Below are 13,940 nucleotides of genomic sequence, written 5' to 3'. Positions count from 1 at the left end.
CCGATGCTTGTCCCGAAGCGGCGCACCCACCGCCGCGATTCATCCCAGGCTGGAGAAAATGTCCCGTTTGTCCCCGCTGCCAGTCGGCCTATCCTGCTCACGGCCATTTCATCCCCGTTTTCCCCAGCCCCGCACGGATTGATCCCCAGCCCTATGCCCAGCCGCAACACCAACCTGCATCTGGTTTCCGACAGCACGGGCGAGACGCTGAACAGCATCGCCCGCGCCGCCATCGCCCGCTTCGACAATGCCGGCGTCATCCAGCATCGCTGGTTCCTGGTGCGCAGCCGCATGAATCTGGACCGCGTGCTGGAAGGCATTGAGCAGGAGCCCGGCCCCGTCATCTTCACCCTGGTGGACCGCAGCCTGCGCCACGCGCTGGAAGAAACCTGCGGCCGCCTCGGCGTGCCCTGCCTCTCCGTCCTCGATTCCGTGATGGACCTCCTCCAGGCCGAGATCGGCGCCCGCGCCACGGAAAAGCGCGCCGCCCAGCACGTGATGGACGCCGATTACTTCCGCCGCATCGACGCGATGCACTACGTGCTGAGCCATGATGACGGGCAGGGCACCGCCGGCATCATGAATGCCGATGTCGTGCTTGTCGGCGTCTCGCGCTCCTCCAAGACGCCCACCTGCTTCTATCTCGCCAATCGCGGCGTGAAGGCGGCCAACGTCCCCCTCGTTCCCGGCGCGCCGCTGCCGCCCGAGCTGGAAAACCCACCCTGCCCGGTGGTGGGCCTCACCATCGACCCTGTCTCCCTCATCGATATCCGCCGGCACCGCCTGAAGCTGATCGGTGCCAGCGGCGTGCGCGTGGGCGAGAATGAGTATGTGGACCCCGATGCGGTGAAGCAGGAAATCCTCGCCGCCCGCCGCCTCTGCGCCGCGCATGGCTGGCCGGTGATCGACGTCACCCGCCGCAGCATCGAGGAAACCGCGGCCACCGTGATGCAGCAGGTGGAGCTCTGGCACCAGCGCCGCGGCAGCCAGGCCGCGCCCGCACCCGAGGACCCCGCCGCCCCCGTTCTGGGCACCCCTTCATGAGGCTGATCCTCGCCTCCCAAAGCCTCTCCCGCCGCGCGCTGCTGGAGGGCGCGGGCCTCGATTTCGAGGCCATGCCCGCCGCCGTGGACGAGAGCGCCATCAAGGAAAGTGCCAAGGCCGAAGGCGTCAGCGCGGCCGACACCGCCATCCTCCTCGCCGATGCCAAGGCTGCCCGCATCGCCCGCCGCCACCCGGAGGCGACCATCATCGGTGCCGACCAGCTCCTGGTCTGCGATGGCGAATGGTTCGACAAGCCGGCCGATCTCGCCGCCGCCCGCGGCCATCTGCTCAAGCTCCGCAACCGCGCGCATGAGCTGATGACGGCCGTCGTCGTCTGGCGCAACGGCCAGCGCGCCTGGCACCATTTGGCCACACCGCGCCTCGCCATGCGCGATTTCTCCGACGCCTTCCTGGACGAGTACCTGGCGCGCGAAGGCGGCTTCGTCACCTCCAGCGTCGGTGCCTATCGGCTGGAGGGCATGGGCATCCAGCTCATGCGGGACATCCGTGGCGAACACACGGCGATTCTGGGCCTGCCGCTGCTGCCGCTGCTGGCCTATCTGCGCGATGCGGGGGTGGTGAAGGGGTGAATAGACGAGAGGGCTTTGCCCTCTCGTGCTCTCCCACCAAGAAACTGAGTTTCTTGGATCTTCCAACTGATATGGGTGCAGGGAACTCGTTCCCTGCCGGGGTCGAGGGGCAGAGCCCCTCGCTCAAACAATCACCCCAGCCTCCCGCAGCCGCGCCACCTCCGCTTCCGAATAGCCCAGCTCCGCGCAGAGTTCGTCATTCTGCGCTCCAGGCGGCGCCAGATCATGCCGCAGGCCGGGGCGCTCGCCATCCAGCGTAATCGGCAGCGCGGGCAGCTTCACCTGGCGCCCATCGGGCAGTGTCAGCGGCACGAGCCCGCCGCTCGCATTGAGATGCGGGTCGTCGAACAGATCCGCCGGCTTGCCGATCGGCGCATAGGGCAGGCCCAGCGCCTCGCATTTCTCCATCAGCGCCGGCTTGGTGTAATGCCGCAGCGCCGCGGCGATGACGGGAATGGTCCGCGCCCGCTGCGCCACGCGCTGCTGCTTGGTGGCGAGCGATGGATCGGCGCCGAGTTCCGTCAGCCCGAAGGCCTCGCAAAAGGCCGGCCAGGCCGTGTCGGTGACGACGCCGACAAAGACCTGCCCGCCATCCGCCGTATCGAACACGTCATAGACGGGCCAGGCCGGCGTGCGCTTGCTCATCGGCGGCGGCGCGGTGCCGGTGATGGCCGTCTGCGCCATGTGCTGCGCCATCAGCAGCGCCACCGTCTCGAACAGCGCCGCCTCCACGTAACGCCCGCGCCCCGTCTGCGCGCGTTCCGTGACCACGGAGAGAATGGCGATCGCCGCCGAAAGCCCGCCCATGATGTCGATCACCGAAGCACCGGCCCTGAGCGGCTGCCCCTCCGGTCCCGTCATGTAGGCGAGGCCGCCCATCATCTGCACCACCTCATCCAGCGCGGTGCGGTGCTGGTAGGGGCCGTTCAGGAAGCCCTTGCAGGAGCAATAGATCAGCCGCGGATTCTCCGCACTCAGCGCGGCATAGCCGAGGCCGAGCTTCTCCATGGCACCCGGCCGGAAATTCTCGATCAGCACATCGCTCGAGGCGACGAGCTTCTTCACCAGCGCGAGGCCCTCGGGCGTCTTCATGTCCACGCAGAGCGAGCGGCGGTTGCGCTGGAAGCTCGCATAGAAGCCGGTGCCCGAGCCCGTCAGCGCGCGGGTCGAATCCCCCTTCGGCGCCGGTTCCACCTTCACCACATCGGCGCCGAGATCGGCCAGCACCATGCCCGCCGTCGGCCCCATCACCATGTGGGTGAATTCAACGACCTTGAGGGCGGAAAGTGGCGAGACGGTCATGCGGGCAACCTGCGAAGCGTGGAAGCCCCGATCATGCCCCCGCGCCCGCTTCCATGCCAAGGAACGCCCCGCAAAGCGCCGCGATCCGCACCGCCGCCCGGCCATCCCCATAGGGTGAGACCCCGCGCGCGAAGCCGCCGCCGGGGCGCGGATCCTGCAGGAAAGCAGCCACTGCCGTCTCGATCACCTCTGCCTCATGCCCCACCAGCCGCGCGAAGCCTGCCTCCACCAGCTCCGGCCGCTCTGTCTCGGCGCGCAGCACGAAGACCGGCTTGCCCAGCGCTGGCGCCTCCTCCTGCAAGCCCCCGCTGTCGGTCAGCACCAGCGCGCATTGCTTCAGGAGTGCGGCCATGTGGAGGTAGTCCACCGCCTCGATCAGATGCACGCGCGGCAGCCCGCCCAAGAGCGGCCGCACCACGGCGCGCAACTCCGGGTTCGGGTGCATCGGATAGACGAATTCCACATCCGGGAAGCGCTCATGCAGTGCCACGACGGCACGGCAGATGCCCTCCAGCGCAGGCCCGGTGTTCTCGCGCCGATGAATGGTCAGCAGCACCATCCGCGCGCCCGGCGCGACCGGATGGCCGGGGGGCAGATCAGGCCGCGCGGCCACCTCCAGCAGCGCATCCATCACCGTATTGCCGGTGACATGCACGCTCTCGGCCGCGATGCCCTCGCGCAGCAGGTTCTCCCGCGCGCCCGCGCTGGGCGCGAAATGCAGCGCCGCGATGCGCGCCGCCGCCACGCGGTTGAATTCCTCCGGGAAAGGGTAGGCCATGTCGCCGGTGCGCAGCCCGGCCTCCACATGGCCGAAGGGAATCTGGCGATGGAAGCTCGCCATCGCGGTGGCCAGCACCGTGGTCGTATCGCCCTGCGCCAGCACCAGCGCGGGCGCTTCGCGCGCCAGCAGCGGATCGAGCCCTTGCAGCAGCCGCGCGGTCAATTCGGAGAGAGACTGCCCCGGCCGCATCACGTCCAGCGTCAGATCGGGCGTGATGCCGAAGATCGCCAGCATCGGGCCGATCATGTCCCGATGCTGGCCGGTGCTCAGCACGCTCACCTGCGCCCAGGGGCGCGCCCGGAGCGCGGTGATGACGGGCGCCATCTTCACCGCCTCCGGCCGCGTCCCGAGGACGCAGAGGATGTGCCTTGCGCTGTTCAGCCCTTGGCCACCTTCACGGCCGCCTTGGCCGCGCCCACCATCAGGCCGACCTCATTGGCGATGGTGACGAGCTTGAAGCCCATCTTGATCATCCGGTTCGCGTATTCCGGCGTGCCATTGTGCAGGCCAGCCGAGATCCCGCGCTTGGACGTCTCCTTCAGCAGCATCTCGTAGATGTTGAGGATGAAGGGGTCCTCCACATCCAGCTTCGGCGTCAGGCCATAGCTGAAGGAGAGGTCGGACGGGCCGATATAGATGCCGTCGATGCCGGGCACGTCGAGGATGGCCTGGATGTTCTCGATCGCCTGCTTGGTCTCGATCATCGGAATGACGAGGATCTCGTCATTCGCCGTCGCCTGGTAATTGCCCGAGGAGCCATAGGCGCCGGCGCGGATCGGCCCGTTGGAGCGCGTGCCCCCCGGCGGATACTTGCTGTACTGCACCAGATTGGCCGCTTCCTGCGGCGTGTTCACCATGGGGCAGATCACGCCATAGGCGCCGGCATCCAGCACCTTGCCGATGATCCCCGGCTCGTTCCACGGCACGCGGACCATGGGCGTCGCGCCCGAGCCCGAGGCCGCGATGCCCTGGAAGCAGGACACGCAGGAGAGGTAGTCCTGCACGCCGTGCTGCATGTCCACCGTGACGGAATCCCAGCCGCACTGGCTGTACATCTCGGCGCTGAACGCGTTGGGGATGGCGAGCCACCCGTTCACCACGGCCTTGCCGGCCTTCCAGGCTTCCTTGACCTTGTTCGCCATCGCTTTCCTCCTGCGTTGCATGCGAGAATGGGAGGCTAGGACGGAAGCGGCCGGCTGGTAAGACCTTCAGGGGCACTCCACGCGCAGGCCACCGGCGACGGTGCCAAGGCTCGGCTGCCCCATGCTCTTCGGCCATTGCACCAGCGGGACCTGCGTCTCCTGCGTCGCGTAGAGCGTCATGCCGCGCGCCGTCGCCAGGCTCATCACGCCGGACGGCCCGGTATAGGTGATGACCACGCTCACCGGCCCCGCCGTGTGGTTCATCAGGCTGCCCGAATAGAGCCAGGGCCGCCGCGCATCGCTGACCGAGCGCGGATCGAGCGTGACATTGGTCAGGCTCACCCGCCCACCGCAGAACTGCGCGAGCTGCGCCTGGGCCGGCGCCGCCGAAACGGCGAGGCCCAGGGCCAGCAGCGGAAGAATGGGACGGAACATGGCGGTCTCCTCTGGATGCCCGGAGCATGGAGGCCGCCCCGCCGATGGGCAACGCCACGCGCCCCATCGCGCCCATCGGCCCGGCCGATGATGCAACCCAGCCCTCCCGCCCCCGCCATCGCCCAACACCGCGGAACGCGGCATGATGGCGCGCTACCGGAAGGACACGCCATGAACACCCTCGCGAGTGCGCTCCCCTTGGGCCCCGTGGATGCCGTCATCGCCGCCTTGCGCGCCCTGCTGGGCGACCGCCTGAGCACGAACGACGCCATCCGCCAGCAGCACAGCCGCGGCGAGGATACGACGGCGCCGACGCTGCCCGACGCCGTCGCCTTCGCGAGCACGACGGCCGAGGTGAGCGAGATCCTGAAGCTCTGCCACCAGCACAATGTACCGGTGACACCTTTCGGCGCCGGCACCTCGCTGGAGGGCCATGTGAACCCGGTCCGCGCCGGCATCACGCTCGACCTCAGCCAGATGACCGCCATCCTCGAAGTGAACGCCGAGGACATGGATTGCAGCATCGAACCCGGCGTGACGCGCCAGCAGCTCAACGAATTCCTGCGCGACCAGGGCCTCTTCTTCCCGGTGGACCCGGGCTCGGTCTGCACCATCGGCGGCATGTGCGCCACGCGCGCCTCCGGCACCAATGCCGTGCGCTATGGCACCATCCGCGAGAACGTGCTGGGCCTGGAAGTCGTGCTGGCCGATGGCCGCGTGATCCACACCGGCGGCCGCACGCGCAAAGGCGCCAATGGCTATGACCTGACGCGCCTCTTCATCGGCAGCGAGGGCACGCTCGGCGTCATCACGAAGATCCGTCTGCGCCTGCACGGCATCCCGGAAGCGACCAGTGCCGCCGTCTGCCAGTTCCCGACGCTGGCCGATGCGGTGAACAGCGTCATCACCGTCATGCAGCTCGGCATTCCCGTGGCGCGGATCGAGCTGCTGGACGAGGTGCAGATGGCCGCCTGCATCGCCTATTCGAAGCTGGAGGGCTATGCGCCGGTCCCCACCCTCTTCCTGGAGTTCCACGGCACCGAGGCCGGCGTCGCCGAGCAGGCCAACGCGGTCGAGGCCATCACGGCCGACCACAACGGTTCCGGCTTCGCCTGGGCGCGCGAGGCCGAGACGCGCAACAAGCTCTGGAAGGCGCGGCATGACGCCTATTGGGCCGGCATCGCCTATCGCCCGGGCAAGCGCGGCATCACCACCGATGTCTGCGTCCCCATCTCCCGCCTCGCGGAAGCCTTGCTCGGTGCCAAGGCCGATATCGAGGCGAGCGGCTTCGAGGCGCCGATCGTCGGCCATGTCGGCGACGGCAATTTCCACACCATCATCCTCGTCGAGGAGGGCAATGCCGCGGAGATGGAGCGCGCCTGGGCGCTCGACCGGCAGATCGTGCAACGTGCGCTCGACCTCGGCGGCACCTGCTCGGGCGAGCATGGCATCGGCCTCGGCAAGCGCGAGTTCATGGAGGCGGAGCACGGGATGGAGGCCATTGCCGTGATGCGCAGCCTGAAGGCCACGCTCGACCCCAAGGGCATCCTCAATCCGGGCAAGATGTTCCGCAATTGAACCCCATCGCCGTTCCCTTGCTGGCCCTGACGCTGGGCCATGTGTTTTCCAACGCCGTCCGCACCCTGCCCGCCGTCGCCACCGATGTGCTGACGCGCGACCTCGCGATCAGCGCCGAGACGCTGGCCGCCATCACCAGTGCCTTCCCCGCCGCCTTCGCCGCCGCGATGATCCCTGTCGGTGTCGGGCTCGATCGTTACGGCGTGAAGCCGGTGGCGCTGACACTGCTCGCCATCGCGGTGCTGGGCTCGGCCCTGGCCGCCATCGCGCCCTCGGCCGCCACGCTGCTGCTGGCGCAGATCGTCCTCGGCATCGCCTGTTCGGGCATGATGATGTGCCCGATGACCTATGCCGCGCGCGGCGTCTCCCAGGCGGAATTCGGCCTCTGGGCCGGCCTCGTGCAGGGCTTCGGCAATTCGGGGATGATCCTCTCCGCCTCGCCGCTCGCCTGGCTGGTCGAGGTCTCGGGCTGGCGCGCGGGCTTCTGGGCCTGCGGTGCGCTGGCGCTCTTCGCCCTGCTCGCCGTCTTCTTCACGGTGAAGCATGAGCGCCCGGCCGAGGCCGCGCGCGTCAGCATCTGGCAGAATGCGCGGGAGGTGATGCAATTCGCCACCTCGCCGCGGCTGCGCGGGCTGATGGCCATCGCCTTCGTTTCCTTCGGCGCGGTGCTGGGCGTGCGCGGGCTTTGGGGTGGCCCCTGGCTCATGGAGATCAAGGGCATGGGCCGGATCGAGGCCGGCCACCTGCTGCTCCTCTGCACCTTCACGCTCGTGGCGGGGCCGGCGGTCGCGGGCTGGCTGGTGGGCCGGTTCGGGCATCTGCGCGGCATGCTGCTGGGCGGCCATCTCGCCGCCGCGGGCTTCATCACGCTGCTGGTTCTGGGCGGCCCGCTGGCCTTCCCGGCCTGGGCGGATGGGGCGCTGCTGGTGCTCTTCGGCGCCAGCATCACCTTCCAGATCCTCTGCTTCGCCCTGCTGCGCAGCCTGGTCCGGCCGGAGGAAGCGGGGCGCGCGCTCTCGGCGCAGAACATCTTCTTCTTCGGGGGTGCCGCCGTGCTGCAGGGGCTGAGCGGCCTGGCCGCTTCCTTCGGCGGCGTGGCCGCCGCCCTGCTCACCTTCGCCGTGGCGCTGGTGCTGGGCTCGGCGCTGTTCATCCGCTGGCAAAGGCCGTGACGCAAAAAACCCAGCCCCGGGGCAGGGGCTGGGCTGTTGCGAAGCGCGCCGTGATGCTCAGCGCGGGCAGGTGACCTGGGTGTAGCGCATCATGTCGGCCTGGCTGAGCTGGCCCGTGCCCGAGGGGTTGGTGAAGCTCTGGCTGCCCAGCAACACGGTCACCTGCTGGTAGCTGGCCAGATGGGCGATGGTGCTCCCGTTCTGCGCACCCATGATGTGCGGCGCGGTGAAGCGCACGGTGTAGCGGATCGTCTCGCCCGACTGATTCTGGAGCTGCACGTAATAGGGCACCGTCGAACGGGAGCCGTTGCTCTGCACATTGCTGTAGAAGGCGTTGGCGACGATTCGGCCATCGCAGTAGCGGGCCATCTGCGCCTGGGCGCCCATCGAGGCGAAGGCGATGGGCAGGGCGGCCAGGGCAGCGAGCGTGAAGCGCTTGGACATCAGAAATCTCCTCGTCATCTGTCAGGCCCGGTTCATTCCGTCCTGATATTGGGACGCTACCGAGGGTGATCCATCGGCACCAATCCGTATGATCTTGGTTTTTGATAGGCGTCGCCTATCGCGCGTCAAGCGTCGCCCATCTGAGGCCGCTACTCAAGCCATGCGCGCCAGATCGATCAGTTTTTTCAGGAGTTTGCCGGGGCTGGCGGGAAGGAAGCCCTGGGCCGCCGCGCAAGCCGCCGCATGGCGCGGCCCGGCCGTGGCGAAATCCGCCAGCGCGGCGGCCCAGGCATCCGCGTCCTGCGGATCGAGCAATTCCGCCACCCCTGCCACATATTCGCGATGCGCCGGAATGTCGGAGGCGATGACCGGCACGCCCAGGGCCAGCGCTTCATGCACCGGATAATCGAAGCCTTCCTCGAGCGAGGGCGCCAGCACGGCGATCGCGCCGCGCATCAGCCGCGCCATGGCCAGGTCGCTGAGCCCTTCGGCGCGCAGCAGCCGGATGCCGGCGGGCGTCTCGCCCAGCCCGGCCAGCACCGGGGCGGCATCCAGCCCCGGCGCGCCCGCCAGCAGGATGTCGAAGCCGGCGCCTCGTGGCAGGCGGCGGCAGGCCTCGGCCAGCAGGCCCAGATTCTTGCGGCGTGTCAGCAGCCCCGGCACCAGGAAGAAGCGCTGGGCCGTGCCAGGCGGGCTGTCCCGTTCGAGAAAGGGCTCGGCCAGGGGCGGCGGCACCACCGCGATGGCAGGGAGCCCCAGGCCAAGGCGCGCGGCCGCCTCCGTGATCTGCGTGCGCGAAGCCTCGGAGATCGTCACCAGCCGCGCCTGTCGTGCGGCGAGATGCCGCAGCATCCGCAGCATGCGCGCATCGCTGCCCGGCGCGGCCAGGGCGGAATCACGCAAGGGGATGGCGTCATAGAGGCAGGCGAGCATCCGCCCGCCCGGCGGCAGCGCCTCCAGCAGGCGCGGCTCATCCAGGTTGCGCTGTGAGAGGTTCACATAGATCGCGCCCTGCAGCGCCTCCGGCGCCTCCAGCAGCATGCCCCGGCGCTGGTAGCTGAGCTGTGCCCGGAGATTGCGCCCGGCATCCACCAGCGGCACGTGCCGGTCCGTCAGGCGGGGGCGCGCCGGAGGAAACACGCGCGCCTCGCTGGCCAGATAGGCCACGACACGCCGCGAGCCCTCGTCATCGACGCTGCCGCGCCAGCGCGCCGCGGCCTCTTCCGTCAGGCGCCGCACCGTGGCGGGGGTGAGGCTGCGGATCACGCCGCCATCGGTGAAGACGAAGCGGGATTGCGGCTCCTCCCGCAGCAGATGGCGCGCCATGGCCAGCTCCACCCGGTCGATGCCGCCCGGCGCCGGGCGCACCGCGCGCCACAGCAGGCGCGAAACATCGAGCGCCAGCGGCGTCATGGACCGGCGCCGGGCGGCGTCAGGGCGATGGTCATGCGCTCATAATCGCCCGCCGTCGCCATCAGCAGCCGCGCGAGCGAGAGGCGCGGGGCCACCACCGGGACGGCGCCGGCGCGCCGCACCAGCGCGCGGATGGCGGGGCGCCGGATCTCCATGTCCAGGCTCCGGTAGCCGAGGCGCGTCGCCTCCGCGACCGCGGCCGCCATCAGCGCGCCCCCCACGTCGCGGCCGCGCTTGTGCCCGCGCCAGGCCTTCAGCACGTCGAGCCCGTAGATATAGGCGCCGCCGGGCCGGGGCCGGGTGCGCGCCTCGATCCAGGAGAACACCGCCCAGGCGTGCAGCCCGCGCCGCCAGCCCTGGCCGCGGATGAAATCGGCCAGGCGCGGCGCGAAGGGCCCCTTTCCTGCGTATTTCAGGCTGAGATAGCCGGCGAGTTCGCCGCCCACCGTCGCCACCAGGAAGCGGTCCGCCCGCATTCCCGGCCGGAACAGCGCGTGGCGTGCCGCGTCGTCGCCCAGCAGCGCAGCGAGGCCGGCGCGCCCGGTGGCCGCCAGTTCCAGCACCTGCTCGCCCACCGGCCCGGGGATCAGCGGGCCGACCACCAGGGGTGCGTCAGAAGCTGTCATCGAGCCAGAACCACTGCTCCAGATGCTCCAGCACCACCGGTTCGATCACGCCGTTCAGGAAGGCGACGTCGTCCAGCAGGCCCTTCGGTTCCTGGGGCAGCTCGATCACGTCGCTGATCGTCACGCGGAAGCGCCGTCCCGGCAGGCGGGTGGTGTGCCAGAGCACCATCGCCGCGCCGGTGTGCCGCGCGAGCTTGGCCGCGATGGCGAGGTTGCCATTGGCATGCGGCGGCCGGCCGAAGAGCGGCGCCATGAGCCGCCCGTGGCGCGCCTCATCCACGAAGATGGCCAGCAATCCGCCCTCCTTCACCTCCTTGTAAGCGGCGCGCACGCCCGCATGGTCCCGCGTGAGGTAGCGCATGCCGTTGCGGCGCCGCAGGTCGTTGATCACCCAGGTCTGGCCGCGCGTCTCCCACTCGATGGGCGCGCAGGCGGCGCTGAGGCCGAGCGCCTTCAGCGCTTCCAGCATCACCTCCCAATTGGCGGTATGCAGGCACAGCGCGATGACGCCGCCGCGCCGGAAGGCCTCTCGCGCGCCATCGGCGACCTGGATCTCGAGGCGGCCGGCGGCCATGTAGCGGCCGATGGTCGGCGTCTCGCCGATATAGGCGCCGATATTCTGCAGGAAGGCCTCCACCCAGGCCTCGATCTGGTCGTCACTGGCCCAGGGGCGGTGGCGCCGGAGGTTGGCGCGCGCCCGCTCCAGCACCCAGGGCCGCTCGCGCCGGATATAGGCGATGATGCCGGGGGCGGCGAGGCGCGGGCCGAGGTCGATCGGCATGTGGCGGAAGACCAGGTATTGCCCGATCTCCCAGGCATCCAGCAGCCAGTTGCGCAGCGTGGGCGCGCGCCGGTCGGCCAGGATGGCGGCCAAGGTGGCGGCGGGGTCCGTCTCCTCCCTCATGCGCGGTCCTCGAGCCGGACCATGATGGGCGCATGCGGCCTGAGCGAAAGGCGGCAGACCGGCTCTGCCACGAAGCCGGGGGCCAGGCGCAGCCGGAAGGCGCGCGCCACCATGGCGAGGCAGAGGATCGCCTCGGTCAGGCCGAAATTCAGCCCGGCGCAAATGCGCGGCCCGGCCGAGAAGGGGATGTAGCTGTAGGGCACCGGCGCCGGGCCTTCGAGGAAGCGCTCGGGCCGGAAATGCATCGGCTGCTCCCAGAGATCGGGCGAGCGGTGCAGGAGCCAGGGCACCACCAGCACCAGCGCATCCTTCTCCACCGCGATCCCGCCCACCTTGGTCGCCTCCCTCGCCTGGCGCGGGAGGATGGGGACGGGTGGATAGAGGCGCAACGCCTCCTCGATCACGGCACGCGCGTAGGGCAGGCGGGGCACGTCCTCGGCCATGGGCTCGCGATCGCCCAGCACCGCATCCAGCTCGGCATGCAAGGCGGCCTCGGCCCAGGGCGCCTTGGCCAGCAGATAGAAGGCCCAGCTCAGCGTCGCCGCCGTCGTCTCGTGCCCGGCCATGAAGATCGTCGCCGCCTCGTTGCGCAGCGCCTGCACGTCGAGCCCCAGCTCCGGGCTGCGCTGCATGCGCCGCACCAGCATGTCCACCATGGAGCCATGCTCGCCCCGCCCGGCGACATGCTCGGTGATCACATGCTCGACCACACCATGCACGCGGGCGATGGCGGCGCGCATGGCCTGGCCGCGGCCGACCGGCCAGCCCTCCGCCGCACCGAGGAAGAAGGGGAGGTTGAAGCTGTCGATCCCCGCCTGGTAGCGACCGAACCCCTGGACGATGCCCTCCAGCGCCTCCGCCCCCAGCCTCGTCCCGAAGATGGAGCGCGCGATGATCTGCGCCGTCAGCCCCGCCATGGCGGGCAGCAGGCTGATCACCTCGCCACCGCGCCAGCCGGCCAGCATGTCCGTCACCGCGCCGGTCATCATGGGCGCGTAGAAGGGCACCTGCGTCTTGTGCGCGATGTCCGCCACCAGCGGCCGCCGCCGCCGCCAGGTCTCGCCGTCGGAGATGAACAGCCCGTCGCCCAGCAGCGGCGCCAGGGCGCGGCGCATCATGGGGCCCTTGCGCTCGAAGACATCGGCGCCGCTGACGAAGACCGCCTTGATCGAGGCCGGGTCGTTGAAGACGCAGATCTGCCGCCGCAGCAGCCGCATGGCGAAGTCGCGCGCGGCATAGGTCTCGCGCGTCCAGACGCCGATCAGGCTGTGCCGCGCCATCAGCGCCAGGCGCAGGCTCCCCGGCTCGCTCTCCAGCGGCGCGGGATGCGCGGGGATGAGCCAGCCCGGGCCGGCCTCCTCGATGATCGGCGGCTGCAGCGAAAGGCGCGTCACGTCAGCGGGAATCCTCGGGGTGCCGGCGCAGCAGCCGGCGCTGCACGGCCTCCAGATAGCGCGCCCAGGGTCGCCCGGCCCAGAGCAGCAGGCCGGCGCCGAAGCCTGGCGCCACGCGGCGCGCGCCGCGGTCGGCGGCGGCCAGGATGCGTTCGGCCACGAAGCCGGGGCTGAGCGCCTTGTGCCCGGCAGCGAAGCGCGCGGTGAAGGCCGGGCGCCGCGCGCGCTCCTCCGCCAGCTGCGGCGTCTCGGTATCGGGCGGGAAGGCGGTCAGGACCCGCACCCCATGGGCGCCAAGCTCCAGCTCCAGCACCTCCCCCAGGCCGCGGACCGCCCATTTCGAGGGCGCATAGGCGGCATAGCCGGCAAAGCCGCCGAGTGCCGCGGCCGAGGCGACCAGCACGACCTGCCCCCGCCCGGCCTGCGCCATGGCCGGGGCCAGGGCATGCAGCACGTTCACGGTGCCGAGGGCGTTGGTCCGCAGCTGCGCCTCATGTTCGGCCAGCGGCTGGTCCAGGAAGCGGCCGGGCCAGGCGATGCCGGCGCTGGTCACGACCCAGGCGGGCGGACCGAGGCGCGCCAGCAACCCGGCCATGGCGGCGGCCACCGCCGGACCATCGCCCACATCGAGCGCCAGGGCCTCGGTGCGCCGCGTCCCGAGGCGCGCCCGGGCGGCCTCCAGCCGGCCGGCATCCCGCGCGACGAGGACGAGGTGACAGCCGCGCGCCAGCAACCCGGCCGCCAGGGCCTCACCGATGCCGCTCGAGCCGCCGGTGACGAGCGCCCAGCCCGGCTGGCTGGCCTGCAGGGCATGCGCATGTTCGGGGAGGGCAGGTGGCGCCTCGGTCACGGTCCGGGCTCCAGGCTGGGTGCCTCCCCGGGACATGCCCGCGGGCGGCCCCTTGGGAGGAAGGGGGGGTCGGAGAAACTTGAATCCGCCAACGGAAATAGCGTATCCGATTGTAAGCGGAAGGCAATCTTCATGTCCTTTCGCGCGCGTACAGCCTTTTGCACGGTCTTTTGCAAAGGCCGAAGAGGCATGCCGGAACCCCGGCGTGGACCAGTGGGAAAGGAAAACACCGGGCGGGCCGCGGGGCCGGCCCCAGCGCGTTCAG

14 protein-coding genes are annotated in these 13,940 nt (G+C 70.2%); 4 read left to right on the top strand and 10 right to left on the bottom strand.

The window, feature by feature from the left end:
- Positions 1-153: 153 nt before the first annotated feature.
- Both KTR66_RS14410 and KTR66_RS14405 read left to right on the top strand, forming a co-directional pair.
- Entirely contained in the window at positions 154-1,044 is an 891-nt protein-coding gene (locus KTR66_RS14410) for a pyruvate, water dikinase regulatory protein (RefSeq protein ID WP_213613569.1), read from the top strand.
- Positions 1,041-1,634 carry a nucleoside triphosphate pyrophosphatase gene (locus KTR66_RS14405; protein WP_213613567.1) on the top strand — a complete coding sequence of 198 codons (594 nt, stop codon included), beginning with the start codon at positions 1,041-1,043 and terminating at the stop codon, positions 1,632-1,634. Before KTR66_RS14410 ends, KTR66_RS14405 begins: the two co-directional genes overlap by 4 nt.
- A gap of 123 nt (positions 1,635-1,757) precedes the next feature.
- On the opposite strand, the gene KTR66_RS14400 is transcribed toward KTR66_RS14405, so the two are convergent.
- The 4 genes from KTR66_RS14400 to KTR66_RS14385 form a co-directional block, all read right to left on the bottom strand.
- Entirely contained in the window at positions 1,758-2,936 is a 1,179-nt protein-coding gene (locus KTR66_RS14400) for a CaiB/BaiF CoA-transferase family protein (protein ID WP_213613565.1), read from the bottom strand.
- A gap of 31 nt (positions 2,937-2,967) precedes the next feature.
- Positions 2,968-4,080 carry a non-hydrolyzing UDP-N-acetylglucosamine 2-epimerase gene (gene wecB, locus KTR66_RS14395; RefSeq protein ID WP_371819141.1) on the bottom strand — a complete coding sequence of 371 codons (1,113 nt, stop codon included), beginning with the start codon at positions 4,078-4,080 and terminating at the stop codon, positions 2,968-2,970.
- A 14-nt stretch (positions 4,081-4,094) separates the two neighbouring features.
- Positions 4,095-4,859, bottom strand: a complete 765-nt coding sequence (locus tag KTR66_RS14390; protein WP_213613561.1) for an HpcH/HpaI aldolase/citrate lyase family protein — start codon at positions 4,857-4,859, stop codon at positions 4,095-4,097.
- Between the two features lie 66 nt (positions 4,860-4,925).
- Complete coding sequence (locus KTR66_RS14385) at positions 4,926-5,294, bottom strand: hypothetical protein (RefSeq protein WP_213613559.1); 369 nt, start codon at positions 5,292-5,294, stop codon at positions 4,926-4,928.
- 171 nt (positions 5,295-5,465) lie between these two features.
- Between KTR66_RS14385 and KTR66_RS14380 the strand changes: the two genes are divergently transcribed.
- The gene (locus KTR66_RS14380; protein WP_213613557.1) at positions 5,466-6,872 is read left to right on the top strand and encodes an FAD-binding oxidoreductase; all 1,407 of its coding nucleotides are present in this window, start codon (positions 5,466-5,468) and stop codon (positions 6,870-6,872) included.
- Positions 6,869-8,044, top strand: a complete 1,176-nt coding sequence (locus KTR66_RS14375) for a nitrate/nitrite transporter (RefSeq protein ID WP_213613555.1) — start codon at positions 6,869-6,871, stop codon at positions 8,042-8,044. Before KTR66_RS14380 ends, KTR66_RS14375 begins: the two co-directional genes overlap by 4 nt.
- A gap of 57 nt (positions 8,045-8,101) precedes the next feature.
- Here KTR66_RS14375 and KTR66_RS14370 read toward each other — a convergent pair whose 3' ends face one another.
- From KTR66_RS14370 to KTR66_RS14345, 6 genes are all read right to left on the bottom strand, one after another.
- Complete coding sequence (locus KTR66_RS14370) at positions 8,102-8,488, bottom strand: hypothetical protein (protein WP_213613553.1); 387 nt, start codon at positions 8,486-8,488, stop codon at positions 8,102-8,104.
- Between the two features lie 153 nt (positions 8,489-8,641).
- Positions 8,642-9,901, bottom strand: a complete 1,260-nt coding sequence (locus tag KTR66_RS14365) for a glycosyltransferase (protein ID WP_213613551.1) — start codon at positions 9,899-9,901, stop codon at positions 8,642-8,644.
- Complete coding sequence (locus KTR66_RS14360; protein ID WP_213613550.1) at positions 9,898-10,527, bottom strand: hypothetical protein; 630 nt, start codon at positions 10,525-10,527, stop codon at positions 9,898-9,900. Before KTR66_RS14360 ends, KTR66_RS14365 begins: the two co-directional genes overlap by 4 nt.
- Positions 10,514-11,431: a lysophospholipid acyltransferase family protein gene (locus KTR66_RS14355; RefSeq protein WP_213613549.1), complete on the bottom strand. Its 918-nt coding sequence runs from the start codon at positions 11,429-11,431 to the stop codon at positions 10,514-10,516. The genes KTR66_RS14360 and KTR66_RS14355 overlap by 14 nt, the downstream gene beginning before the upstream one ends.
- Complete coding sequence (locus KTR66_RS14350; RefSeq protein ID WP_213613548.1) at positions 11,428-12,825, bottom strand: cytochrome P450; 1,398 nt, start codon at positions 12,823-12,825, stop codon at positions 11,428-11,430. The genes KTR66_RS14355 and KTR66_RS14350 overlap by 4 nt, the downstream gene beginning before the upstream one ends.
- A 1-nt stretch (position 12,826) precedes the next feature.
- Positions 12,827-13,675 carry an SDR family NAD(P)-dependent oxidoreductase gene (locus tag KTR66_RS14345; RefSeq protein WP_213613546.1) on the bottom strand — a complete coding sequence of 283 codons (849 nt, stop codon included), beginning with the start codon at positions 13,673-13,675 and terminating at the stop codon, positions 12,827-12,829.
- Positions 13,676-13,940: the final 265 nt, after the last annotated feature.

The sequence above is a fragment of the Roseococcus sp. SDR genome (genome assembly GCF_019083995.1).
Lineage (GTDB): Bacteria > Pseudomonadota > Alphaproteobacteria > Acetobacterales > Acetobacteraceae > Roseococcus.
This window is presented reverse-complemented; position numbering and strand designations above follow the sequence as displayed.

Excerpts from the sequence above, each read along its gene's own strand:
- KTR66_RS14410 (WP_213613569.1), top strand. The coding sequence starts at position 154 with ATGCCCAGCCGCAACACCAACCTGCATCTGGTTTCCGACAGCACGGGC.
- KTR66_RS14405 (WP_213613567.1), top strand. The coding sequence starts at position 1,041 with ATGAGGCTGATCCTCGCCTCCCAAAGCCTCTCCCGCCGCGCGCTGCTG.
- KTR66_RS14400 (WP_213613565.1), bottom strand. The coding sequence starts at position 2,936 with ATGACCGTCTCGCCACTTTCCGCCCTCAAGGTCGTTGAATTCACCCAC.
- KTR66_RS14390 (WP_213613561.1), bottom strand. The coding sequence starts at position 4,859 with ATGGCGAACAAGGTCAAGGAAGCCTGGAAGGCCGGCAAGGCCGTGGTG.
- KTR66_RS14385 (WP_213613559.1), bottom strand. The coding sequence starts at position 5,294 with ATGTTCCGTCCCATTCTTCCGCTGCTGGCCCTGGGCCTCGCCGTTTCG.
- KTR66_RS14380 (WP_213613557.1), top strand. The coding sequence starts at position 5,466 with ATGAACACCCTCGCGAGTGCGCTCCCCTTGGGCCCCGTGGATGCCGTC.
- KTR66_RS14370 (WP_213613553.1), bottom strand. The coding sequence starts at position 8,488 with ATGTCCAAGCGCTTCACGCTCGCTGCCCTGGCCGCCCTGCCCATCGCC.
- KTR66_RS14365 (WP_213613551.1), bottom strand. The coding sequence starts at position 9,901 with ATGACGCCGCTGGCGCTCGATGTTTCGCGCCTGCTGTGGCGCGCGGTG.
- KTR66_RS14360 (WP_213613550.1), bottom strand. The coding sequence starts at position 10,527 with ATGACAGCTTCTGACGCACCCCTGGTGGTCGGCCCGCTGATCCCCGGG.
- KTR66_RS14355 (WP_213613549.1), bottom strand. The coding sequence starts at position 11,431 with ATGAGGGAGGAGACGGACCCCGCCGCCACCTTGGCCGCCATCCTGGCC.